Origin of the sequence: Roseomonas sp. FDAARGOS_362, assembly GCF_002754815.1 — a bacterium.
Classification (GTDB): domain Bacteria; phylum Pseudomonadota; class Alphaproteobacteria; order Acetobacterales; family Acetobacteraceae; genus Roseomonas; species Roseomonas mucosa.
Window position 1 is genome coordinate 1,006,354 of record NZ_CP024588.1, and the last position, 23,992, is coordinate 1,030,345.

18 protein-coding genes are annotated in these 23,992 nt (G+C 70.9%); 12 read left to right on the forward strand and 6 right to left on the reverse strand.

Going from position 1 to position 23,992, the window contains the following annotated elements; translation table 11 throughout:
- Positions 1 to 44: 44 nt before the first annotated feature.
- From gatB to gatC, 4 genes are read right to left on the reverse strand one after another with little or no spacing between them, the layout of a single operon-like run.
- Complete coding sequence (gatB, locus tag CTJ15_RS09520) at positions 45 to 1,499, reverse strand: Asp-tRNA(Asn)/Glu-tRNA(Gln) amidotransferase subunit GatB (RefSeq protein ID WP_099781513.1); 1,455 nt, start codon at positions 1,497 to 1,499, stop codon at positions 45 to 47.
- Complete coding sequence (locus CTJ15_RS09525) at positions 1,496 to 2,005, reverse strand: hypothetical protein (RefSeq protein ID WP_099781514.1); 510 nt, start codon at positions 2,003 to 2,005, stop codon at positions 1,496 to 1,498. Before CTJ15_RS09525 ends, gatB begins: the two co-directional genes overlap by 4 nt.
- A 1-nt stretch (position 2,006) precedes the next feature.
- A complete protein-coding gene (gene gatA / locus CTJ15_RS09530; protein ID WP_019459938.1) occupies positions 2,007 to 3,494 on the reverse strand; it encodes an Asp-tRNA(Asn)/Glu-tRNA(Gln) amidotransferase subunit GatA in 1,488 nt (495 codons plus the stop codon).
- Position 3,495: 1 nt separating this feature from the next.
- Positions 3,496 to 3,795 carry an Asp-tRNA(Asn)/Glu-tRNA(Gln) amidotransferase subunit GatC gene (gene gatC, locus CTJ15_RS09535; protein ID WP_019459939.1) on the reverse strand — a complete coding sequence of 100 codons (300 nt, stop codon included), beginning with the start codon at positions 3,793 to 3,795 and terminating at the stop codon, positions 3,496 to 3,498.
- Positions 3,796 to 4,188: 393 nt separating this feature from the next.
- Between gatC and CTJ15_RS09540 the strand changes: the two genes are divergently transcribed.
- The 10 genes from CTJ15_RS09540 (at position 4,189) to rpmG (ending at position 18,351) form a co-directional block, all read left to right on the forward strand.
- Complete coding sequence (locus tag CTJ15_RS09540) at positions 4,189 to 6,804, forward strand: mechanosensitive ion channel domain-containing protein (RefSeq protein ID WP_193009659.1); 2,616 nt, start codon at positions 4,189 to 4,191, stop codon at positions 6,802 to 6,804.
- Positions 6,805 to 6,949: 145 nt separating this feature from the next.
- Entirely contained in the window at positions 6,950 to 7,426 is a 477-nt protein-coding gene (gene ruvX / locus CTJ15_RS09545; protein ID WP_026032992.1) for a Holliday junction resolvase RuvX, read from the forward strand.
- Between the two features lie 86 nt (positions 7,427 to 7,512).
- Positions 7,513 to 8,454, forward strand: coding sequence for an aspartate carbamoyltransferase catalytic subunit (locus CTJ15_RS09550; protein WP_099782127.1), 942 nt, complete (start codon positions 7,513 to 7,515; stop codon positions 8,452 to 8,454).
- Positions 8,454 to 9,737 carry a dihydroorotase family protein gene (locus CTJ15_RS09555; RefSeq protein ID WP_019459943.1) on the forward strand — a complete coding sequence of 428 codons (1,284 nt, stop codon included), beginning with the start codon at positions 8,454 to 8,456 and terminating at the stop codon, positions 9,735 to 9,737. Before CTJ15_RS09550 ends, CTJ15_RS09555 begins: the two co-directional genes overlap by 1 nt.
- Positions 9,734 to 10,345, forward strand: coding sequence for a glycerol-3-phosphate 1-O-acyltransferase PlsY (gene plsY, locus CTJ15_RS09560; RefSeq protein WP_019459944.1), 612 nt, complete (start codon positions 9,734 to 9,736; stop codon positions 10,343 to 10,345). The genes CTJ15_RS09555 and plsY overlap by 4 nt, the downstream gene beginning before the upstream one ends.
- Entirely contained in the window at positions 10,342 to 11,502 is a 1,161-nt protein-coding gene (dprA, locus tag CTJ15_RS09565; protein WP_099781515.1) for a DNA-processing protein DprA, read from the forward strand. Before plsY ends, dprA begins: the two co-directional genes overlap by 4 nt.
- Positions 11,499 to 14,237: a type I DNA topoisomerase gene (gene topA, locus CTJ15_RS09570; protein ID WP_099781516.1), complete on the forward strand. Its 2,739-nt coding sequence runs from the start codon at positions 11,499 to 11,501 to the stop codon at positions 14,235 to 14,237. The genes dprA and topA overlap by 4 nt, the downstream gene beginning before the upstream one ends.
- A 15-nt stretch (positions 14,238 to 14,252) precedes the next feature.
- Complete coding sequence (gene rnr, locus CTJ15_RS09575) at positions 14,253 to 16,526, forward strand: ribonuclease R (protein WP_099781517.1); 2,274 nt, start codon at positions 14,253 to 14,255, stop codon at positions 16,524 to 16,526.
- A gap of 125 nt (positions 16,527 to 16,651) precedes the next feature.
- Complete coding sequence (locus tag CTJ15_RS09580) at positions 16,652 to 18,004, forward strand: S41 family peptidase (protein WP_058389852.1); 1,353 nt, start codon at positions 16,652 to 16,654, stop codon at positions 18,002 to 18,004.
- 179 nt (positions 18,005 to 18,183) lie between these two features.
- A complete protein-coding gene (gene rpmG / locus CTJ15_RS09585; RefSeq protein ID WP_019459949.1) occupies positions 18,184 to 18,351 on the forward strand; it encodes a 50S ribosomal protein L33 in 168 nt (55 codons plus the stop codon).
- 164 nt (positions 18,352 to 18,515) lie between these two features.
- Here rpmG and CTJ15_RS09590 read toward each other — a convergent pair whose 3' ends face one another.
- Together CTJ15_RS09590 and CTJ15_RS09595 are read right to left on the reverse strand one after the other, a co-directional pair.
- The gene (locus tag CTJ15_RS09590) at positions 18,516 to 19,880 is read right to left on the reverse strand and encodes a PleD family two-component system response regulator (RefSeq protein WP_019459950.1); all 1,365 of its coding nucleotides are present in this window, start codon (positions 19,878 to 19,880) and stop codon (positions 18,516 to 18,518) included.
- 398 nt (positions 19,881 to 20,278) lie between these two features.
- Entirely contained in the window at positions 20,279 to 20,974 is a 696-nt protein-coding gene (locus tag CTJ15_RS09595) for a glutathione S-transferase family protein (protein ID WP_019459951.1), read from the reverse strand.
- A gap of 134 nt (positions 20,975 to 21,108) precedes the next feature.
- Between CTJ15_RS09595 and CTJ15_RS09600 the strand changes: the two genes are divergently transcribed.
- Both CTJ15_RS09600 and CTJ15_RS09605 read left to right on the forward strand, forming a co-directional pair.
- On the forward strand, positions 21,109 to 22,377 hold the full coding sequence (locus CTJ15_RS09600; RefSeq protein WP_193009660.1) for a class I SAM-dependent methyltransferase: 1,269 nt from the start codon (positions 21,109 to 21,111) through the stop codon (positions 22,375 to 22,377).
- Positions 22,378 to 22,687: 310 nt separating this feature from the next.
- Entirely contained in the window at positions 22,688 to 23,884 is a 1,197-nt protein-coding gene (locus CTJ15_RS09605) for an OmpA family protein (protein ID WP_099781518.1), read from the forward strand.
- Positions 23,885 to 23,992: the final 108 nt, after the last annotated feature.

Consider the following 23,992-nt stretch of genomic DNA (forward strand, 5'->3'; position numbering starts at 1 on the left):
CTCTGCGGCATTCAAAGAAGATATGAAAGCTTCGCGTACCGGGCTCAGCCGGCGAGCTTGGCCTTGATGACCTCGTTCACCAGGGCCGGGTTGCCCTTGCCCTGCATGGCCCGCATCGTCTGGCCCACGAAGAAGCCGAAGAGCTTGTCCTTGCCGGAACGGTACTCGGCCACCTTGTCGGCGTTCTTCGCCAGAACCTCATCCACCACCGCCTCGATGGCGCCGGTATCGGTCACCTGCCTCAGCCCCCGCTCCTCCACGATCTCGCCGGGCGAGCGGCCCGTCTCGACCATGGCCTCGAAGACCTCCTTGGCCAGCTTGCCGGACAGGGTGTTGTCCGCCATCAGGTCCAGCAGCGCGCCCAGATCCTTCGCCGAGACCGGGGAAGTGGTGATGTCCGTCCTGGTGCGGTTCAGCGCCGCGAAGAGATCGCCCATCACCCAGTTGGCCGCCTGCTTGGCATCGCGCCCGCGGGCGACCTCCTCGTAATAGGCGGCCGTCTCCTTCTCCAGCGTCAGCACATGGGCGTCATAGGCGGTGAGGCCGTATTCGCCGACATAGCGGGCGCGGCGGTCGTCCGGCAGCTCGGAAAGCCCGGATTTCAGCTCCTCGATCCAGGCCGGCTCCAGCACCAGCGGCGGCAGGTCCGGGTCGGGGAAGTAGCGGTAGTCATGCGCATCCTCCTTGGAACGCATGGAGCGCGTCACGCCCCGGCCGGTGTCGAAGAGCCGCGTCTCCTGCTCCACCGTGCCACCCGATTCCCAGACCTCGATCTGGCGCCGCGCCTCGGCCTCGACGGCCTGCATGACGAAGCGGATGGAGTTGACGTTCTTCACCTCGCAGCGCGTGCGGAACCCCTCCCCCGTCTTGCGCACGGAGACGTTCACGTCGGCGCGGAGGCTGCCTTCCTCCATGTTGCCGTCGCAGGTGCCGAGATAGCGCAGGATCTGCCGCAGCTTGGTGACATAGGCCCCGGCCTCTTCCGGCGAGCGGAGCTCCGGCTCGGAGACGATCTCCATCAGCGCCACGCCGGCCCGGTTCAGGTCCACGAAGGTCCGCGACGGGTCCTGGTCGTGCAGCGACTTGCCGGCATCCTGCTCCAGATGCAGACGGGTGATGCCGATCTCCTTCGCCGTGCCGTCGGACAGCTCGATGGTCAGCTTGCCCTCCCCCACGATGGGGAAAGCGAACTGGCTGATCTGATAGCCCGTCGGCAGGTCGGCGTAGAAATAGTTCTTCCGGTCGAAGCGCGACCAGGGATTGATCTTCGCCTTCAGCCCCAGCCCGGTGCGCACCGCCTGGGCCACGCATTCCCGGTTGATGACCGGCAGCATGCCCGGCATGCCGGCATCCACGAAGGAAACCTGGCTGTTCGGCGCGGCGCCGAATTCGGTCGCCGCGCCGGAGAAGAGCTTGGCTTCGGAACTGACCTGGGCATGGACCTCCAGCCCGATCACCAGTTCCCAGGGGCCGGTCTCGCCCTCGATCGTATAGCTCATCGGCTTTCCCTCTTCGCCCAAGCGAAGACTTTCTGCTGTTCCGCCTTCACAAAGCGGCTCTGTTTCTCAGGCGTACCGTCAGCATCGAAGCCGAGCCGCACCGCCAGCGCGATGAAACCCTGCAACGCCTCGCCGCGGAGCACTCCCTCGCGCACATCCTCTGCGCGGACCACGACGGCAGAAAGCAGCGGCAGCCGCTCCCTGTCGGCTCGGGCGCAAAGTTCCGTGAGGTGATCCCTCATCTGGGACCGGGTCTTCATGCTCCAAGCGATGCCACTGGCACGCGCCACATCACCATAGCTGAGACAGCGATCTTCCAGCGCCGCCGCACGGATGGCTTCCCGCGTCCTTTCCAGACTGAGCCTGCCATCCGCTCCGGCCACCCTCCGGTCCAGTTCCGCGACGGCGGCGAGGAAGGTCGGGTGCCCGGTCTTGCCGGCACGCTCACCATTCTCGACCATCGTCCGAAGCTCGGACAGGGTCTTGGACTGGAAGTCGACTGCCATCCTATGCCTGCCCGGCCCTCACGCCCGGTAGGGTGGTGAAATCGGCGGCCCGCTCCAGGGCGGTGCCGACCGCGAAGACGGTCTCCTCGTCGAAGGGCTTGCCGATCACCTGCAGGCCCAGCGGCAGGCCCTGCGCGTCCAGCCCGGCCGGGACCGAGAGGCCCGGGAGGCCGGCGAGGTTCGCCGTCACGGTGAAGACGTCGTTCAGGTACATGGCGACGGGGTCGTCCTGCTTCTCGTCCGCGCCGAAGGCGGCCGAGGGCGTGGCGGGCGTCAGGATGGCGTCCACCTTCTCCCAGGCCTCGTCGAAGTCGCGCTTGATCAGCGCCCGCACCCGCTGCGCCTTCAGGTAGTAGGCGTCGTAGTAGCCGGCGGAGAGCACATAGGTGCCGATCATGATGCGGCGCTTCACCTCGGCGCCGAAGCCGGCGGCGCGGGTGTGCTCGTAGAGATCCTTGAGGTCGCCGCCCGTGGAAACGCGGGCGCCGTAGCGCACGCCGTCATAGCGGGCGAGGTTCGAGGAAGCCTCGGCCGGCGCCACGATATAGTAGGTCGGCAGCGCGTATTTCGTGTGCGGCAGGGAGATCTCGACGATCTCCGCGCCCTCGGCGCGGAGCCAGTCGAGCCCCTGCTCCCACAGCCTTCCGATCTCCTCCGGCATGCCCGGCAGGCGGTACTCCTTCGGCACGCCGATCCGCAGCCCCTTCACCCCGCGCGCGCAGGCCGCTGCGAAATCCGGCACCGGCAGGTCCACCGAGGTGGAGTCCTTGGGGTCGAACCCGGCCATGGAGCCGAGCAGCAGGGCGCAGTCCTCCACGGTCCGTGCCACCGGCCCCGCCTGGTCGAGCGAGGAGGCGAAGGCCACCACGCCCCAGCGCGAGCAGCGTCCATAGGTCGGCTTGATCCCGGCGATGCCGCAGAAGGCCGCGGGCTGGCGGATCGAGCCGCCCGTGTCGGTCGCCGTGGCGCCCAGGGCCAGCCGCGCCGCGACGGCGGCGGCGGAACCGCCCGAGGACCCGCCGGGGACCAGCTTCGTGTCCGGGTCGTTGCGGCGGGACCAGGGATTCTCCACGCCGCCGAAGGCGGAGGTGGCGTTGGAGGAGCCCATGGCGAACTCGTCCAGGTTCACCTTGCCCAGGAAGACCGCGCCGTCGCGCAGCAGGTTGGCGGTGACGGTGCTCTCATAGGGCGGCACGAACTCGCCCAGGATGCGGCTGGCCGCCGTGGTGCGGGTGCCCTCGGTGCAGAACAGGTCCTTGATGGCCAGCGGCACGCCGTCCAGCCTGCCCGCCTGCCCTGCCTTGCGGCGGGCGTCGGAGGCGCGCGCGGCCTCCAGCGCCTTTTCCGCCGTGACGGTGATATAGGCGTTGATCCGGGGGTTCAGGGCCTCGATCGCGTCCAGATGGGCGCGGGTCAGCTCCTCGGAGGTGATCTCGCCCTCGTTCAGCGCGTCCAGCGCGCCACGGAGCGTGAAATCGGTCGGGCGCATCTTATTCGACGACCTTCGGAACGGTGAAGAAATCGCCCTGGCGGTCGGGCGCGTTGGCGAGGACCTTCTCCGGCATGCCGCCGTCGGTCACCACGTCGTCCCGCATGCGCAGGACGGCGAGCTCGGGCATGGCGGCACCGCCCGCCAGGGGCTCGATGCCGGCCGTGTCCACGGCCTGGAGCTGTTCCACCCAGGCCAGGATGCCGTTCAGCTCGGCTTGCAGGCGCGTGACCTCCTCATCCTCCAGATGGATGCGGGCGAGCGACGCGACGCGCCGGACGGTGGCGGTATCGAGCGACATGTTCGGGAAGGAACCCCAGTTCAGAGTACAGACAAGGGCCAGGAAGCGAGCGGCGGGCCCGAAGTCAAGGGCCGTGCGCCATCGGGCGGGGCGAAGCAACTCCCGGAAGCCCGCGGAAACCCCGCCCGACCCCGGCATTCCGGCGAGCCACGGCCCGTGGCGCTGCAACCCGGCGCGCCCGGGCGGCTTTTGCCCGTGGCGGGCCGCCGGGGTGCCAAGGCGGGAAACGAAGGGCGGGAAACGAAACGTAACTCCGGACGCGCAGTGGTCGATCCCCTGGTGGGTTCGGCCTAAAGCACCGCCCACCGAGATAGACCACGGCCGGATGGGGCCGCGGCCCCTTGGCCTGTCCTTGGAGCCGTGCCCCGGCACAGCGAAGAGGACAGTGACTGGATGAGGCTTCTGCGCGTCGGAGACGGACCGCCCCCGGGCCGGGACCGCCGGGGGACCATGGCCACCGGGATGGGATGCCATGGTGCGAGGATCCCGGCCCCTGGCCTGCACCTGTCCCTGCTGCTGCTGGCCGCGCTGCTCGTTCTCGTGGCACCCGGTCTGGCGCAGCCCGCCCTGGCCCAGAGTGCCAACCAGAACGCCGCCACCTCCGCCCCCACGGCCGGGCTGACGCCCGAGGAGGCGCGCCGGGCGCTGGAGGTGCTGCAGAACGACGCGCGCCGCCGGGACGTCATCACCGCCCTGGAGGCCATCGCCCGCGTCGCACCTGCCTCCACGGCGGCTCATCCCGCGGCGACCGGTCCGGCCGCATCCGACCAGGGCGGCGCCACGGCCCCGGCGGCCGGTGGCTCCCCCCCGGCCTCGCCGGCTCCGGCGCAGGGGGCCGCCGCACCGGCTGCCGCCGCGCCCGCCGAACCCGCCGCCGCGCCGGAGAAGCGCGTCTCGCTGCAGGCGGATGGCATCCTGGCGCAACTCATCGTGGCGCTTTCCGGCTGGTTCGCGAATGCCTCGGACTACCTGGTCACCGCCGGGCGGACCGTGGGCAATGTTCCGCTGGTCTGGGACTGGATCGTCCGTACCGCGACCAACCCCTATGCCCAGTCCACCATCCTCGACGCGGGCTGGAAGCTGGTCCTGGTCCTCGCCCTGGCTTGGACGGCGCGGCGCCTGGTCACGCGCGCCCTGCGCCGGCCGACCGCCATGGTCGTCCATCGGGCTGAGGAAGGCGTGGCCCGGCGGCGGCGCGAGCGCGAGGTGATGGGCCCGGAGGCAGCCGGCCTCGCCAGCCGGGCGGAGCTGCGCTTCCTGCGCCGCCTGCCGCTCGCCCTGCTGCGCCTGCTGCTGGAGCTGCTGCCCGTTGCCGCCTTCGCCGCCGTGGGCAACCTGCTGCTGGCCACGCCGCTGAACGATGGCTGGACGGTGCCGCTGATCATCCTGGCCGCCGTCAATGCCTATGTGGTCCAGCATATCGTGATGGCCATCTGCCACATGCTGGTCTCGCCGGATCAGGCGGCCCTGCGCCTTTTCAACATCGGCGACGAGACCGCCGCCTATGTCGAGGTCTGGCTCGCCCGGATCAGCCGCGTCGTGGTCTATGGCATGGCTGCGCTGGAGATGGCCCGGGTGCTGGGCCTCTATAGCCTGGCCTATACGTCCGCGATGAAGCTGCTGATCCTCGTCACGCACCTGATGATGGTCGTGGTGATCCTGCAGTGCCGCAAGCCGGTGGCCGAGGCGATCGCCGCCCCGCACGGCTCGCGCAGCACCTTCGCCCTGGCGCGGAACTGGCTGGCCGCCATCTGGCACGTGCTGGCGATCTTCCTGATCCTGGCCATCTGGTTCGTCTGGGCGGTGGAGATCCGCAACGGCTACGGCCTGCTCTTCCGCTATTTCGGCCTGACCGTGCTGGTGCTGGTGGTGGCCCGCCTGATCACCGTTGGCATCCTGGGCTTGCTGGACCGGGTCTTCCGCATCGATGCGGAAAAGAAGCTGCGACTGCCCTTCCTGGAGGAACGGGCCAACCGCTACTACCCCGCCCTGCGCCGGCTGATCTCGCTCGCCATGGCGGTGGTGACGGTGCTCGCCGTGCTGCAGGTCTGGGGGGTGGATGCCTTCGCCTGGTTCCACAATGGCCGGCTGGGCGAGCGCATCGCCAACTCCGCCGTGGTGGTGCTGATCGCCGCCGTGGTCGCGGTGGTGATCTGGGAGATGACCAATTCCTGGGTGGACCGGCAGATCGCCGACATGTCCGCGCGGGGCGACTATGCCCGCTCCGCCCGGCTGCGCACCCTGCTGCCGCTGCTGCGTACCGCGCTGCTGACCGCCATCCTGGTCGTGGTGGGCTTCACCGCCCTCAGCCAGCTCGGCGTCAACATCGCCCCGCTGCTGGCCGGCGCCTCGATCATCGGCGTGGCGCTGGGCTTCGGCTCGCAGAAGCTGGTGCAGGACGTGATCAACGGCATGTTCCTGCTGCTGGAGAACGCCATGCAGGTGGGCGACTGGGTGACCGTCTCAGGCCTGTCCGGCTCGGTGGAGGCGCTCTCCGTCCGTACCATCCGGCTGCGGGCGGGTGACGGCTCGGTGCATGTCATCCCCTTCTCCTCCGTGACCACGGTTACCAACACCAACAAGGGCATCGGCAACGCCGCCGTCTCCGTTACCGTCTCCGCCGACGAGGACACCGACCGGGTGGGCGAGGTGCTGAAGGAGATCGGCGCCGGGCTGCGCGAGGACCCGGCCTTCCGCGACAGCATCCTGGACGACTTCGCCCTCTGGGGCGTGGACAAGGTGGACGGCGCCACCGCGACCGTGCTGGGGCAGATGAAGTGCCGCGACAGCGGCCGCTGGGGCGTGCAGCGCGAATACAACCGCCGCATCAAGAAGCGCTTCCAGGAACTGGGAATCCAGATCGCGGTGCCGGCGCAGAACATCATCCTCACCCGCCCGCAGAAGCGGGAGGAGCCGGCGCCGGAGCGTGGGGCTGGCCGTGGGGTGGAGGAGAACTCGGCGGCCGAGACCCGCTCCCCGCCCCCTGCGGCGCTCGGCAACACGGAATAGCGGCACCCAGCTCGCATCGCGTGAGAACGTCGTGTCCCATGATACTGAACTTGCGGCCATCATGGGGCGCGCCCCGGTTCCGACAAGGCTGGGTGGCGTGGCGCGTGCTTGACGGGGCGGGCCGCCCCGGCGAAAGCCCGGGCTCATGCCCCTTTTGCCCTTGCCCGAGTTGCGGGCCGCCCTTCCCCGGGATGCCCGGCTGATCGGGATCGATCCCGGGCGCCGGACCATCGGCCTCGCCCTGTCGGACGTGCTGCTGATGCTGGCCACCCCCTATCGCGCGATCCCCCGGGGCAAGCTCGCCGCCAATGCCGCCGAGATCCGCGCCATCGCCGCACGCGAGGGTGCGGGGGGGCTGGTGGTGGGGCTGCCGCTGGGGCTGGACGGCTCCTTCGGCCCCGCCGCCCAGGCCGCCAAGGACTGGGCCATGGCAGTGTCCGAGGCGACCGGCCTGCCCGCCGCCCTCTGGGACGAGCGCCTCTCCTCCTCCGCTGTGAACCGGATGCTGATCGGCGAGGCCGACCTGTCCCGCGCCAAGCGGGCGAAGGCGGTGGATGCCGCCGCCGCCGCCTACACGCTGCAATCGGCGCTGGACGCCACCCGCCCGCCGCCCGCCCCGTAACCCCCCGGACGGACCGGAACGCAGCGGGCTTCCGCCGAATCCACGCCGCGCCTATGGTCCGCCGCGACATTGGACGCCTGCCCGGAATGGTTGCCTTTCCCTCCCGACACCTCCTGGCCATCGAGGGCCTGCACCCCCTCTATATCGGGGAGCTGCTGGACCTCGCCGAGAACTACGCGCTGCTCAACCGCTCCGGGCAGACCCGGCGCGACGTGCTCAAGGGCCGGACGCTGATCAACCTCTTCTTCGAGGACTCGACCCGCACCCGCACCTCCTTCGAGCTGGCGGGCAAGCGGCTGGGCGCGGACGTGATCAACATGTCCGTCTCCAACAGCAGCGTGAACAAGGGCGAGACGCTGCTCGACACCGCCTCCACGCTGAATGCCATGAAGACGGACCTGCTGGTGGTCCGCCACGCCCAGTCCGGAGCCCCGGCCCTGCTGAGCCAGAAGGTGGACGCGGCGGTGATCAACGCGGGCGACGGCACGCACGAGCACCCGACCCAGGCCCTGCTGGATGCGCTGACCATCCGCCGCCACAAGGGGCGCCTGGAGAACCTGACCGTCGCCATCTGCGGCGACGTGCTGCATTCCCGGGTGGCGCGCTCCAACATCCACCTGCTGAGTGCCATGAACTGCCGGGTGCGGATCGTCGGCCCGCCGACCCTGATCCCCGCCGCCGCCGGCCGGCTGGGGGTGGAGATCCACCACGAGATGCGCTCCGGCCTGAAGGACGCCGACGTGGTCATGATGCTGCGCCTGCAGAAGGAGCGCATGGCCGGCGGCCTCGTTCCCTCGGCCCGCGAGTTCTTCCGCTTCTACGGGCTGGATGCGGAGAAGCTGCGCGTCGCGAAGCCCGACGCCATCGTCATGCATCCCGGCCCGATGAACCGGGGCGTGGAGATCGACAGCGCCGTGGCCGACGACCCCAGCCGCAGCGTGATCGGCGAGCAGGTAGAGATGGGCGTGGCCGTCCGCATGGCCGTGCTCGACATCCTTTCGCGTGGCCCGGGCCGGAACGACCGCTGATGACCGACACGATCTTCACCAACGTCCGGCTGCTCGACCCGGCTGGCGGCCTCGACGCCGCCGGCGGCCTGCTGGTGCGCGACGGCACGATCGCCGAGGTGCTGCAGGGCGGCCCGGCAGGCATTCCCGAGGGTGCCACGGTGGTGGATGGCGGCGGCGCCTGCCTCGCCCCCGGGCTGATCGACCTGCGCGCCGCCGTGGGCGAGCCGGGCGCCGAGCACCGGGAGACCATCGCCTCCGCCGCCCTGGCGGCGGCGGCGGGCGGCATCACCACGCTCTGCGCCCTGCCGGACAGCGAGCCGGCGCTGGACGATCCGGCGCTGCTGCAATTCGTGCTCCGGCGCGGCGAGGCTACGGGCAGCCTCTCGATCCTGCCCTATGGCGCCGCCACGCGCGGCTGTGCCGGCAAGGAAATGACCGAGTTCGGCCTGTTGCGGGAGGCCGGGGCGGTGGCCTTCACCGACGGCAACCATGCCATCGGCGATGCCAGGACCATGCGGATCGCCCTCTCCTATGCCCGGGCCTTCGGCAGCTTCATCGTGCAGCACCCGGCCGTGCCCAGCCTGTCGCGCGGCGCGGCGGCGACCGAGGGCGAGCTGGCGACGCGGCTCGGCCTGCCCAGCGTGCCGGCGGCGGCCGAGGCGATGCAGGTCGCCCGCGACATCGCCCTGGCGCGGCTGACCGGCGGCCATGTCCACTTCGCCCATCTCTCGACGGCGGCGGCGCTGGAACTGGTGCGCGAGGCCAAGGCCGAGGGGCTGCGCGTCACCTGCGACACGGCGCCGCCCTATTTCGACCTGAACGAGACGGCGATCGGCGACTACCGCACCTATGCCAAGCTGGAGCCGCCGCTGCGCCCCGAGAGCGACCGCGAGGCGGTGGTGGCGGCCCTGGCGGATGGCACGGTCGATGCCATCGCCTCCGACCACCAGCCGCGCGACGCCGACGACAAGCGCCTGCCCTTTGCCCAGGCCGAGGCCGGCGGCGCCGGGCTGGCGACGCTGCTCTCCGTCACCCTGGCCCGCGTCCATGCCGGGGACCTGCCGTTGCTGCGGGCCATGGCGCTGCTGACCGCCGGTCCGGCGAAGCTGCTGGGGCTGGAGTCCGGGCGCCTGGCCGCCGGCGCCCCGGCGGACCTCGTGCTCTTCGACCTGGAGCGCGCCTGGAAGGTCGAGGCCGGCAGGCTGCCCGGCAAGGCGCAGAACTCGCCCTTCGACGGGCGGGCGCTGGAGGGCCGGGTCATCGGGACCTGGAAGGCCGGGCGGCGGGTCTTCGGCGGATGAGCCCCTGGACACTCCATCTGCTGGGCCTGCTGATCGGGCTGCTGCTGGGCTCCATTCCCTTCGGGCTGATCCTGACCCGGGCCGCCGGGCTGGGGGATATCCGCAGCATCGGCTCCGGCAATATCGGCGCCACCAACGTGCTGCGCACCGGCAACAGAAAGCTGGCCGCCGCCACCCTGCTGCTCGACGCGCTGAAGGGCACGGCGGCGGTGCTGCTGGCCGCGGCCCTGCTCGGCCCCGGCGCGGCACCGGCCGCGGCGGTGGGCGCTGTGCTGGGGCACTGCCATCCGCCCTGGCTCGGCTTCCGGGGCGGCAAGGGCGTGGCGACCTCGCTCGGCGTCTTCCTGGCGCTGTCCATCTGGGTCTTCCTGGCGGCGGCGCTGGGCTGGCTGGCGGTGGCGAAGGTCACGCGGATCTCCTCCGCCGGGGCCCTGGGCGGCCTGGCCATCGCGCTGCTGGCCGCCTGGGCGCTGGAGGTGCCGGCCGTCGCCATCGCGGTGACGCTGATCGTGCTCTACGTCTATGTCCGGCACCATGAGAACATCCGCCGGCTGCTGGCCGGCACGGAGCCCCGGATCGGGCAGGGCAAGGAGAAGCCGGGCGCTTGAACGAGGCGGAGGCCCTGGCCCGTCTGCGGCTGGCCCGCACCGACGGCATCGGCACGGTGCGCTTCCGCGCCCTGCTGGAACGCTTCGGCAGCGGCCTCGCCGCGCTGGAGGCCCTGCCCCGCTGGCCGGCGCGGCGGGATGGCGGGCGCTTCGCGCCGCCGCCCCCCGACATGGTCCGGCGGGAATACGACGCGGTGCGGGAAGCGGGTGGCCGTTTCCTGCACTGGCAGGAAGACGGCTATCCCGAGATCCTGTCCCTGATCGGCGATCCCCCGGCGGTGCTGGCGGTGCTGGGCGACCCGTCCATCCTGGCGCTGCGGCACGTCGCCATCGTCGGCGCGCGGAACGCCTCGGCCCCTGGGCGCCGCATCGCCGAGGAGATCGCGGCGGCGCTGGCCGGGGGCGGAATCGCCGTTACCTCCGGCCTGGCGCGCGGGGTGGACACGGCGGCGCATGAGGGCGCGCTGCGGAAGGGGCGCACCGTGGCGGTTCTGCCCGGCGGGCTGGATGTCGCCTACCCGCCCGAGAATGCCCGGCTACAGGAGCGGATCGCGGCGGAGGGCGGGGCGCTGGTGGCCGAGTATCCGCTGGGGACGCAGCCCTCCCATCGCCATTTCCCGCGCCGCAACCGGATCGTCGCCGGGCTGAGCCTGGGGGTGGTCGTGGTGGAGGCCGCGATGGGGTCCGGCACGCTGCTCACCGTCCAGCATGCCATCGAGGCCGGGCGCGAGGTCTTCGCCGTGCCGGGCAGCCCGCTCGACCCACGCTGCCGGGGCTCCAACGACCTGCTGCGGCAGGGCGCGACCCTCTGCGAACATGCCGGGGACGTGCTGGCGCACCTGCCGGAAGCACCCCGGCCGGTCTCGCTGCGCCTGCCCGAAACGGGCCGGACGGCAGGCGCCGGGCCGCGCCCCGGCGCGATGGATTCGCCGCCAGAACCAATTCCGGAGGGTTCGGAGACAGGCTATCTGCTTGACCTGATTGGCTATTCTCCCGTGGCGGTTGACGAAATCCTGCGCCGCTGCCACCTCTCGCATTCCGATCTTCAGGGCCTGATCGCCGATCTTGAGATGTCAGGACGGATCGAGGTGCTGCCAGGAAACCGCATTGTCCGATCCGCCGTTGCGGGTCGGGAGGACACCTCAGAGCAAAAATGACCGACGTCGTCGTCGTAGAATCCCCCGCCAAGGCCAAGACCATCAACAAGTACCTGGGTGGCGGCTACAAGGTCATCGCCTCCTTCGGCCATGTGCGCGACCTGCCCGCCAAGGACGGTTCCGTGCGGCCCGAGGAAGGCTTCGCCATGGACTGGGAGTCCGAGGAGCGCGGGGAGCGGCAGCTGCGCGAGATCGCCTCGGCGCTGAAGGGGGCCAAGCGGCTCTTCCTCGCCACCGACCCGGACCGCGAGGGCGAGGCCATCTCCTGGCATGTGCGGGAGATGCTGGAGAAGAAGCGGCTGCTGAAGGGCCTCGAGGTCCACCGCGTCACCTTCAACGAGATCACCAAGCGCGCCGTCCAGTACGCCATCGACCATCCACGCGACCTGGATACGCCGCTGATCGAGGCCTATCTGGCCCGGCGCGCGCTCGACTACCTCGTGGGCTTCACGCTGTCCCCCGTGCTCTGGCGCAAGCTGCCGGGCAGCCGCTCGGCCGGGCGGGTGCAGTCGGTCGCGCTGCGCCTGATCTGCGAGCGCGAGGCGGAGATCGAGGTCTTCAGGCCACGCGAGTACTGGACGGTGGAGACGCGCTTCGCCACGCCGATCGGGGCGCATTTCACCGCGCGGCTGACGCATCTGGACGGCAGGCGGCTGGAGCAGTTCGACCTGCCGGACGAGGCCGCCGCGAAGCGCGCCGTCGCCGCCATCGAGGCGGGTGAGTTCAGCGTCGCCTCGGTCGAGAAGAAGCGGGTCCGCCGCAATCCGCAGGCGCCCTTCACCACCTCGACCCTGCAGCAGGAGGCCTCGCGCAAGCTGGGCTTCGGTGCCCAAGCGACGATGCGCCTGGCGCAGCAGCTCTACGAGGGCGTGGAGATCGGCGGCGAGACGGTCGGCCTGATCACCTATATGCGGACCGACGGCGTGCAGATGTCGGCCGAGGCGATCCAGGCCATCCGCGGCCATGTCGGCGAGGAATTCGGCCAGAACTACCTGCCGCCGCAGGCCCGCGAATATTCCTCCCGCGCCAAGAACGCCCAGGAGGCGCACGAGGCGATCCGCCCGACCGACGTGCAGCGCACCCCGATGCAGGTGGCACGCTACCTGAACCCGGACCAGCGCCGTCTCTACGACCTGGTCTGGAAGCGCGCCGTGGCCAGCCAGATGGCCTCGGCGGAGCTGGACCAGACCACGGTGGAGATCGCCGAGGGCACGGGCCGGACGAAGCTGCGCGCCACCGGCTCGGTGATCGCCTTCGACGGCTTCCTGAAGCTGTACCGCGAGGATGTGGACGACGCCCCCGCCGCCGCCCTCGGCGATGAGGATGGCCGCGTGCTGCCGCCGATGGCGGAGCGGGACGCGCTGAAGCGCGGTGAGGTCACGCCGGAGCAGCATTTCACCCAGCCGCCGCCGCGCTATTCCGAGGCTTCCCTGGTGAAGAAGATGGAGGAGCTCGGCATCGGCCGCCCCTCCACCTATGCCTCCATCCTGCAGACGCTGCAGGACCGCAGCTATGTGAAGCTGGAGAAGCGCCGCTTCCAGCCGGAGGATCGCGGCCGCCTCGTCACCGCCTTCCTGGTGGCCTTCTTCGAGCGCTACGTGGACACCAACTTCACCGCCGCGCTGGAGGAGAAGCTCGACGACATCAGCGGCGGCCGCGCCGACTGGCGGGAGGTCATGGCCGAGTTCTGGGACGCCTTCTCCAAGGCCGTGGCCGCGACCAAGGACCTCAAGATCAGCGACGTGATCGACGCGCTGGACGAGGATCTGGGGCCGCACTTCTTCCCGCCGGCCGACGACGGCAAGGACCCGCGCGAATGCCCGAACTGCCATACCGGGCGGCTCGGGCTGCGGCTGGGCAAGACGGGCGCCTTCATCGGCTGCTCCAACTACCCGGAATGCCGCTACACCCGCCCGCTGATCGCCCCCGGCGCCGAGGGCGACGAGGCGGCGGGCTTCGCCGACGGCGTGCGTGAGCTGGGCACGAGCCCGGACGGGCTGCCGGTTACCATGCGGCGCGGACCCTATGGCATCTATGTCCAGCTCGGCGAGCCGGGGGTGGACGAGAAGGGCAAGCCGACCAAGCCGCGCCGCGCCAGCCTGACCCGGGGCATGGAACCGGAAGGGGTGACGCTGGAACGCGCCCTCGCCCTGCTGTCCATGCCGCGCATCGTCGGGGTGCATCCCGAGACGGGCGAGGAGATCACCGCCCATCTCGGACGTTTCGGCCCCTATCTGACCATGGGCACGCTGTCCAAGTCGCTCGACAAGGACGATGACGTGCTGACCATCGGCCTGAACCGGGCCGTGGCGCTGCTGGCCGACGCCAAGCCACGTTCCGTGGTGCTGGGCGAGCACCCGAAGGACGGCGTGCCGGTCGAGATCCGCCGCGGCCGCTTCGGCCCCTATGCCCAGCATGGCCAGATCGTGGCCAGCCTGCCCCGCAACGTCCAGGCGGAGGATTTCACCCTGGAACAGGCGGTGGCGCTGCTGGCCGAGAAGGGCAAGCCGCTTCCCGCCAAGGGAGGCAAGGGCGGAGCCAAAGGCAAGGCCAAGGCCGGGGCGAAGAAGGCGGCCGCGAAACCCGCCGCCGGCGACGGGGAGGCGAAGCCCGCCGCCAAGGCCCCCGCCACGAAGAAGGCCGCGCCGCGCAAGGCGGCCGGCAAGACGGTGGCCAAGGCCGCCGCCGGCAAGCCCACGGCCAAGCCGGCGGCGCGCAAGACCGCCAAGGTCTGAGCGGACGTCGTCGCGATGGCACGCCGCATCGCGGGCACTCCCGGCCGGCCGGGTCTTCGCGTGAAGCTGCGCCGTGGCGCCGGCCCCCAGGCCAGCGCCCGCCGTCGCGCTGCCGCCGAGCCCGAGGCCCCGGCCAGCCTGCCGACGCGGGAGGAGCTGCGCGCCTTCCTGCGTGCCGCTGGCGGCACGGTGGGCAAGAGCCAGATCGTGCGGCATTTCGGCCTGGGCGTGGAGCACCGGCCGGCCCTGCGCGCCCTGCTGAAGGAGCTGCGGGCCGAGGGCAGCGCCGCGCCTTCCGGCCGCCGCTCCTTCCGCCATGCCGCCAACCTGCCGGAAACCGCGATCGTCGAGGTCTTCGGCACCGACCCGGATGGCGATCCCCTCGCCCGCCCGGTGAACTGGGAGAACGGCCGCCCGCCGCTGATCTACATGCGCCCCGAACCGAAGGGGCAGCCGGCCCTGGCGCCGGGCGACCGGGTGCTGGCGCGGCTGAAGCCGGCGGGGCGCGAGAAATACGAGGGCCGCACGATCCGCCGCCTCGCGGAACAGGGTTCCTCCCGCGTGCTGGGCATGTTCGAGAAAGGCCTGGTCCGCCCGGTGGACCGGCGCATCCGGGCCGACTGGCGCGTGCCGCCCGGCGAGGAGAACGGCGCCGGGGATGGCGACCTCGTCCTGGCGGAACCCCTCCCCGGCCACGGGCTGGGCCTGCGTCCCGTGCGGGTGCTGGAGCGGCTGGGCAGGATAGGCGAGCCCCGCTCGGTCTCGCTGGTCTGCATCCATGCCCATGGCATCCCCGACGCCTTCGACGGCGAGGCGCTGCGCCAGGCCGAGCGTGCCCGCGGCGTCGGGCCGGAGGGGCGCGAGGACCTGCGCGACCTGCCGCTGGTCACCATCGATGGCGAGGACGCGCGGGACTTCGACGATGCTGTCCATGCCGAAGGCGATGGCAAGGGCTGGCAGGTGACGGTCGCCATCGCCGATGTCGCGCATTACGTCCGCCCCGGCTCGGCGCTGGACCGGGAGGCGCGGCGGCGCGGCAACAGCGTCTATTTCCCCGACCGGGTCGTGCCGATGCTGCCGGAGGCGCTCAGCAACGGCTGGTGCTCCCTGCGCCCGGACGAGGATCGCGGCTGCCTTTTCGTGCGGATGCATTTCGACGCAGAGGGGCGGAAGCAGTCGCACCGCTTCGGGCGCGGCCTCATGCGCTCCACCGCCCGGCTGACCTATGAGGCGGTGCAGTCGGCGCACGAGGCCGGCGAGGCGCGGTTCGACGAGCTCTACGGCGCCTACCGCGCCCTGCTGGGCGCGCGGGAGAAGCGCGGCACGCTGGACCTCGACCTGCCGGAACGGAAGGTGGAGCTGAGCCCCGAGGGCAAGGTGCTGGCGGTGCGGCCGCGCGCCCGACTCGACAGCCACCGGCTGATCGAGGAATTCATGGTCGCCGCCAATGTCTGCGCGGCGGAGGAGCTGGAGCGGCTGCACCAGCCCTGCATGTACCGGGTCCATGACCGCCCCTCCGACCTGAAGATGGAAGGGCTGCGGCAGTTCCTGGACACGTTCGGCCTGTCCCTGCCGCCCGGCAACGAGTTGCGCCCACGGGACTTCGCGCAACTGCTGGAACAGGTGAAGGACCGTCCCGAGGAGCGGCTCGTGCATGAAACGGTGCTGCGGGCCCAGTCCCAGGCGGAATACGCGCCGGACAACATCGGCCATTTCGGCCTCGCCTTGCGCCGCTATGCACATTTCACGAGTCCGATCCGCCGTTACGCAGACCTTCTGGTCCATCGCGCCCTGATCGCCGGCCTGCGCCTCGGCCCGGACGGTTTGACAAGCGAGGAAGCCCAGGGGTTTACCGAAACCGGCGAAGACATCACGCGAACCGAGCGCCGCGCCGCGCAGGCGGAACGCGACGCGGTGGACCGCTATCTCGCCGCCTATATGGCGGACCATGTCGGTGCTACTTTCCCCGCACGGGTTTCCGGGGTGACACGCTTCGGTCTCTTCGTCACGCTGGACACCAATGGCGCGAGCGGAATCGTTCCGATTCGCGTCTTGCCGGATGACCGATGGGAACACGAGGAAGGCGCGCAGCGCTTGGTGGGCCGTCATACGGGCCTCGCCTTCTCGTTGGGACAGCCGGTCGAGGTTCGCCTGGCCGAGGCCATGCCCCTGACCGGCAGCCTGACATTCGATCTCCTGCAAGGCGACCCGCGCGTGGGTCGCAAGGCGGGCGTGAAGCGCCCTGCCGCTGGCAGGGCCCGTTCCGGCGCTTCGTCGCGGCAGCGCTGATCCTGCTTGTTCCGGCCCTGCTCCTGGGGGCTGGGCCGGCACGCGCGCAGACCTACCCGGCCCCGCTGATCGAGACCACGCTCCAGGCGGGTTTCGAGGCGATCGCCGAGCGGCATCTCGATCCCGTGACGCCGCCCGACCTCGCGCTCTGGGCGCTGCGCGGGCTGACTGCCCTGGAGCCGGGCTTCGACGTGGAGGCGCGCGACGGCGTGCTGCGCGTCTCGCTGCTGGGGCGGAGCCTGGCGCAGCGCGCCACGCCGAACACCTTGGCCGAGGCCGCCACCGCCCTGTCCTGGCTCTATGGCGCGGCCTGGGGGGTTTCCCCCACCCTGCGGCGGGCCGGGGCGGACGCGCTGCTGCAGGCCAGTTTCGACGAGGTGTTCAACCACCTGGACCCCTACAGCCGCTATGTCTCGCCCACCACCGCCGACAGCGACCGCGACCGGCGCATGGGCACGGCGGGGCTGGGGCTGCAGGTCGAGGGCGGGCCGCGCGGCGCCACGGTGCTCGCGGTGATGCCCGACAGCCCCGCCGAGGCGGCCGGGCTGCAGCCGGGGGACGTGCTGCTGAGCCTAAACGGCATCTCCATGGCCCGGCAGACGCCGGACCGGCTGGCCGCGCTGCTGGAAGGGCCGCTGGGCTCGCGCGCCCGCCTGCGCATCCAGCGCGGCCGCGGCCACCGCAACATCGTCCTGCGGCGGGAGGTCGTGCCGCCGCAGACCGTCCGCACCGCGCGGCAGGGCGACGTGCTGGTGCTGCGGATCACCGCCTTTTCCTCCGACACGGCGGACCAGCTCGGCGAGGCGCTGCTGATGGCCTTCGACCATCCCGCCACCCCGGCACCGCGGAGCCTGGTGCTGGACCTGCGGGGCAACCGGGGCGGCTTCCTGCGTGAGGCGATCCGGGTGGTGGACAACATCCTGTCCGCCGGCATCGTCGCCCGCACCGACGGCCGGCACCCGGATGCGCGCCGCGTCTGGCACGCGGCGGGAATGGACCTGACGCAGGGGCGGCCGATCGCCATCCTGGTCGATGGCCGCACCGCCTCCTCGGCCGAGATCGTGACCGCGGCCCTGTCCGACAACGGCCGGGCGGCGGTGGTGGGCAGCGCCACGATGGGCAAGGGACTGATCCAGATCCTGGTGCCCCTGCCCAACGAGGGCGAGCTCTCGCTTTCCTGGTCCCGCATCCTGGCGCCGGACGGTTGGCCGTTGCAGTCGCTGGGCGTGCTGCCTTCCCTCTGCACCAGCCTGGGCGCGGACGGCGCCACCCGGGGCCTGGAGCGCCTGGCCCAGGGCGACGCCCCCATGGGCGCGGTACTGCGGCGCCAGCGCCAGGCACGGGTGCCGGTGCTGCCGAGCGAGATCACCGCCCTCCGCAGCGCCTGCCCCCCCGCCGAAGGCCGCGACGGCGACCTCCAGGCCGCGGTTACGCTGCTGTCGAATCCCGAGGCCTATCGCACCGCCACGGCGAAGTGACGGGGCGGCCGGATGGCAACCATGCCGGCGGCTCGCCCAGGTGGGCCTCCGGCATGGGTGCCATCCGGCCGGTGAGGGTTGTTTCCGCGAGAGAAAGCTTGACGCAGCGGGCGCGGTGACTAGGTTGCGCCGTTCAACGGCCGGGGCTCAGTGCGCAGGCCTGTTTACGGAATCAGACCATGGCCAAGTCCAACACGATCCAGATCAAGCTCCTCAGCACCGCCGAGACCGGCTACTTCTACGTGACGAAGAAGAACACCCGGAATGCCCAGGGCAAGCTGGAGCTGAAGAAGTACGACCCGGTGGCGCGCAAGCACGTCGTCTTCCGCGAAGCCAAGATCAAGTAATCGCGCCGCGTCCCGGCACCATGCCGGGACGCCACCCTTCCTGCTCCCCCATGGCCGGGGCTGGAAGGCCGTTGCCGATCCATTCGCCATGACAGAGAGCCCGACCGGTCCCCGGCCGGGCTTTTCGCGTCCGGAAGGGATGCCCGGATGTCCGGGCAGGCGGCTCAGGCTGCCGCGCCGGTTCCGCTGCGCGCGATTTCCAGCCGGTTCCGGCCGGCGGCCTTGGCGCGGTAGAGCGCCTCGTCGGCCGAGGCCAGGAGATCGTCCAGCAGGATGCTGTCTCCGCCGCTGGCGCCGCCGATGCTGATGGTCACCCGGACCGGGCCGGAAGGCAGCCAGACCGGCTCCTCGCCCACCGCCAGGCGCAGGCGTTCCGCCACATTCGCCACGTCGGCCGGGGAGCGGCTGGCCATGATGACCAGGAACTCCTCGCCGCCATAGCGCGCCACGATGTCGGAGGAGCGGAGGTTGCTCCGCAGCCGCTGGGCGACCTCGCGCAGCACCACGTCGCCGCCGGCATGGCCGAAGGTGTCGTTCACGCGCTTGAAGTGGTCCACGTCCAGCAGCAGCACCGAAGCACCACCGGAACGTAGCATCGCCTCCAGGTGGCGGGAGGCATAGAGCCTGTTCCGCAGGCCGGTCAGGCTGTCCGTGACCGCCGCCTCCAGCGTGCGCTGGAGATCCTCGCGCAGCCGGTCCTGGTAGAGCTTGCGGCGGATCTGGTTGCGCGCCCGGGCCCGCAACTCGTTGCGGTCCACCGGGCGCAGCACGTGGTCGTTGGCGCCGAGGTCGAAACCCCGGAGCACGAGCTGCCGCTGCGCCGGATCGGCGACCAGCAGCACCGGCAGGTCGCGCGTGCCGGATTGCGCCCGGAGCCGGGAGGCGAACCGCAGCCCATCGCCGGCATCGAAGGAAAGGCTCAGCACGGCCAGCTCGAACTCGCCCGACATCAGCGCGTTCCAGGCCGCACCGCGGTCGGTGGCCACGAAGCAGACCACGCCGTCCTCGGCCAGCGCCTCCTCCAGGAAGCGCGATTCCTCGCGGTCCTCGGTGACGATGAGGGCGCGCGTGCCGATCATGCTGCTCAGCGCGCGCAGCCCGCCGCTCATGCCGAGGTCGCCGGTGCTCTCGGAGCGGATGTGGAAGGCGTCCAGCACCTGCTTGGTACGCAGCAGGGCGCGCAGCCGCGCAAAGAGCGTGGCATGGTCCACCGGCTTGGAAAGGAAATCGTCGGCGCCGGCCTCCAGGCCGCGGATGCGCTCGCTCTGGTCCGTCAGGGCGGTGATCATGACCACCGGGATGTGCCCGGTCTGCTTCTGTGCCTTCAGGCGGCGGCAGACCTCGTAGCCGTCCATCCCCGGCATCATCACGTCCAGCAGGATGACGTCGGGCGCCCATTCCTCGGCGAGGCGGATGGCCGCCGGGCCGGAGCTGGCAGAGGCGACCTCGTAGTATTCGGCCCGAAGGCGGGCTTCCAGCAGATGGATGTTCGTCGCGATGTCATCCACCACCAGGATGCGGGCGCTCACGCCGGATGATCCTCCGCCTTTGGCACGGCGTCCTGGCCGGCACCGGGAGAACCGGGCGGCGTGACGCGACCGGCCTCTTCTGGCCGGGTACGAAGACCGGAAAAAGGACAAAGCGTGGCGATTTTATATCACTCCCCCTGTCCCGTGAGCGACCTTCGTGGCTGAAGCACCAATGCCCCCGCCGCGCCGGTTACGCAACCTCCGCGTGAACTCCGCACGACTCTTGCCATGGGCTTTCGGGCCATCTCCACGCCGCCGGGCGAGGCGCCGTAGCGACGCTCTTCACATATCGCACATGCGTGACCCCCGCGAGCGAAATGATTGTGCAGGGCAGCATTCCCGCACAGCCGTGGCCCGGAGGGCACTTACCGGCCACGGCCGTGCGGGCAGCGCGGGAATCAGCGCGGGGCGAACTGGGTCTTGCCGAACATGTTCTCGCGCTCCGCATCGGTGATCGCCCCCTGCCGCGAGCGGTCCGCCAGCACGGCGACGCCGCGCTGGACGGCCGGGCGGGCGGCGATGGCGTCGTGCCAGCGGAGAACCGAGGGATAGTCTGACAGGTCGATGCCACGCCGGTCCGGGTTCCGGATCCATGGGAAGGTGGCGATGTCGGCAATGGAGTACCCGGACCCGGCCAGCCATTCGGATTCCGCCAGGCGCTTCTCCAGCACCCCATGCAGCCGCCGGACCTCGTTGCCGTAGCGTTCGACGGCATAGGGGATGCGTTCAGGGGCATAGGCGGCGAAGTGGTTGTACTGGCCGAACATCGGCCCGACGCCGCCCATCTGGAACATCAGCCATTGCAGCGCCTTGAGCCGCTCCACCGGATCGGTGGGGATCAGGCGCCCGGCCTTCTCGGCCAGGTAGATCAGGATGGCGCCGCTTTCGAAGAGCTGCAGCGGCTTTCCGCCCGGCCCATCCGGATCGACGATGGCGGGGATGCGATGGTTCGGCGTGATGGCCAGGAACTCCGGGCGGAACTGCTCGCCCGCCCCTATGTTCACCGGCACCACGCGATAGGGCAGGCCCAGCTCCTCGAGCGCGATATGGACCTTGTGGCCATTGGGTGTGGGCCAGCTCCAGACTTCGATCATGCCATGCTTCCTCGGCTGCCGAGGGGCCGGAATTGGGGAGGCCGGGAGTGATCGGCAAGCCGCAAACCAGTGGTTGCGAATTCCTTCGGAACAAACCACCATCGCGGGAAATTGTCTGGAGTACCCCGGGAATGGTGGCTTGGCAGCCCGAGAACGCGGAAGCCTTCCTTGGCAAGGATGGCCTGATCGACACGCACCGTCTTCTGGACGCGACCGCCGAGGCGGAGCGGCTGGCGCGGCTGGACAGCCAGCATGAAGGCATCCCGGTCAGCGATCCACGGTTCCACATGCCCTTCTCCGACCCGGCGACGGTGCGGGAGGTGCTGCCGCAGCTGACGGTGGCCTTCCACCTCCTCCAGGCCGAGCCCGGCCACCGCGTGCTGGATCTCGGCTGCGGCCATGGCTGGCTGTCGCGGCTGCTGGCGCAGCAAGGGCTGGAGGTGCAGGCGGTCGATCCTTCCGCCACCGCGATCGGCAAGGCGAAGGCCTTCGCCTCGGTCCATCTGCCCCAGCTCGCGTCGCGGCTGAAGACGGGCGTGCTGGAGAAGGGCCGCATCCCCCTCCCCGATGCCTCGGTGGACCGGATCATCGCCTTCCACAGCCTGCACCGGCTCGGGGATCTCGCCGCGCTGCTGCCGGAGATGCAGCGCGTGCTGGCCGAGGGCGGCCGCGCCGTGATCATGACCGCGGCGCCCGGCCAGTCCCGTTCCCCGGCCGCGCAGGCGCGGATGCGGGCCACCGGCATCGCCGAGCCGGAGACGGACCCCGCCGGAATCCAGGCCGCGGCGGCGGCGGCGGGCTTCGCGCGCTGCGAGTTCGGGCTGGCGACGCGCCAGCCCGCCGTGATGGGCGCCACGGCCTATACGGCCGAGTTGGAGCGCGTGTCGCACCGTGACGCGCCGGGCGCGGCCCCCTCCCCGGCCATGCTGGCGCAGGGCGTCGCGGAGCTGGATTCCTGGCTCCGTCACGACTGCTGCATCGTCCTCAGCCGCACGGGCGAGGCGCCGGACAGCCGCGAGATCCCGCCCCTGGCCAAGCGCAAGGCGCCGATCGCCGAGATCGCGGTCCTGTCGGGCACGGCGACCAAGCAGAAGCTGTCGCTCACCGTGGCGATCCGCAATCTCGGCGGCTATCGCTGGCGTCCGGGCGGGACCGGTGCGGGCGGCGTCAACCTCGGCGTGATGCGGCGCCTGGCGGACGGCACGCTGGAGCGCGACTTCCGCCGCGTCCGGCTCAGCGCGCAGGAGATCATGCCCGGCGAGACGGTGCAGATCGTCTTCGAGCTGCCACTGCAGGATGCCCAGGGCTGGAGCATGGACCTGGTCGCCGAGGGCGTGAGCTGGTTCGGTGCCGAGATCGCCCTGGACCGGACCGGCACGGCACTGACGCCAAAGGCCAGTTGACCGGAAGTCTCTTTCCGGTGCGGGCGATTCGCGTTTCGCCGATTTCCGCCGGAGTCGTGGATTGCCCCTGGATTCGTGGACGGAAGATGGCGCAGAATGCATCCGCGGCAATCCACTTGATTCCCGTGAACCCTGCTTCGTGCCGGTTTCCGCGTCCGTTCTGTGGCAGTTCGGCCACAATGCCACAGGACGCCCTTCCGGCATCCCTGCCTCTCATGCTGGTGAATATGCTTCGCGGCTGCGGCGTGCATTTTGAGAGTCGTTCGTCCCCCCGATGAAGGACACTATCTCAATGAAACTCCGTCACGCGTTGCTCGCGACGACCCTCTTCATGGCCCCTGGTGTCGCGATGGCGCAGTCCGCCTGGTGGACGCCGCCGAGCTGGCTGGCCACCCCGGTCGCGCAGCCTGTCACCGGCCTGTACCTGTCCGGCGGCGCCGGCTGGAACCACGCCGACAAGCGCAACGCCACCTCCGATGGCGGCGCCAACGGCTTCTTCGACGCCACGGTGGGCAACCGCCAGGGCTCGTTCAAGTTCAGCGAAGGCTGGGGCGGCCAGGTCGCCGTCGGCTGGGGCTTCGGCAACGGTCTGCGCGCCGAGGTCGAGGGCAACTTCCGCGACAATCCCACCAGCAACGTCGGCGGCTGGTCCAGCCGTGGCGTGGGCAGCACCAGCGGCAACTTCTTCAGCGGCACCGGCCGTATGCGCCAGTACGGCGTGATGGTGAACGGCTACTACGACTTCCAGCTGCCGGCCTGGTTCCCGAACATGCCGATCCCGGTCGTGCCCTATGTCGGCGGTGGCGTGGGCTGGATCTGGACGGATCTGGACAATGTCGGCGGCACGCGGGTGAACAGCGTCGGCCGTCCGGGTGATACGATCACCGTCGACGATACCGCAGGTGCCTTCGGCTACCAGGGCATCGCCGGTCTGGCCTTCCCGATCCCGGCCGTGCCTGGCCTGTCGCTGACGGCCGAGTACCGCTACCTCGGCACGCTGCAGACCAAGTATGACGGCGTCGTGCGCACCGCCTCGGGCCAAGTCCCGACCCGCGGCAAGTTCGAGATCGACGGCGCGAACAACCACTCCGCCATGCTGGGCCTGCGCTACGCGCTGTGGACCCCGCCGGCGCCCGTGGCCGCTCCGCCGGTCGTGCCGCAGGCTCCGCAGGCCGTGGCCCGCACCTACCTCGTGTTCTTCGACTGGGACCGTTACAATCTGACGGACCGCGCCCGGCAGATCATCACCGAGGCGGCGCAGAACGCGCGTAGCACGGGCTCGACCCGCATCGAGGTGGCCGGCCACGCCGACCGCTCCGGTACGCCGCAGTACAACATGGGCCTGTCGCGCCGCCGCGCCGACGCCGTGGCCGCCGAGCTGGTGCGCCAGGGCATCCAGCGCTCGGAGATCACGGTCGAGGCCTTCGGCGAGAGCCGTCCGCTGGTGCCGACCGCCGACGGCGTGCGCGAGCCGCAGAACCGCCGCGTGGAGATCGTCCTGCGCTGATCGCGCAGACGCTCCAGACGTCGCTTCGGGAAGGGGGCCGGTCCGCAAGGACCGGCCCTTCTTCTTTGCGCGCCGTACGCCTGCCCCGGGCCACGTTACGCAACGGCA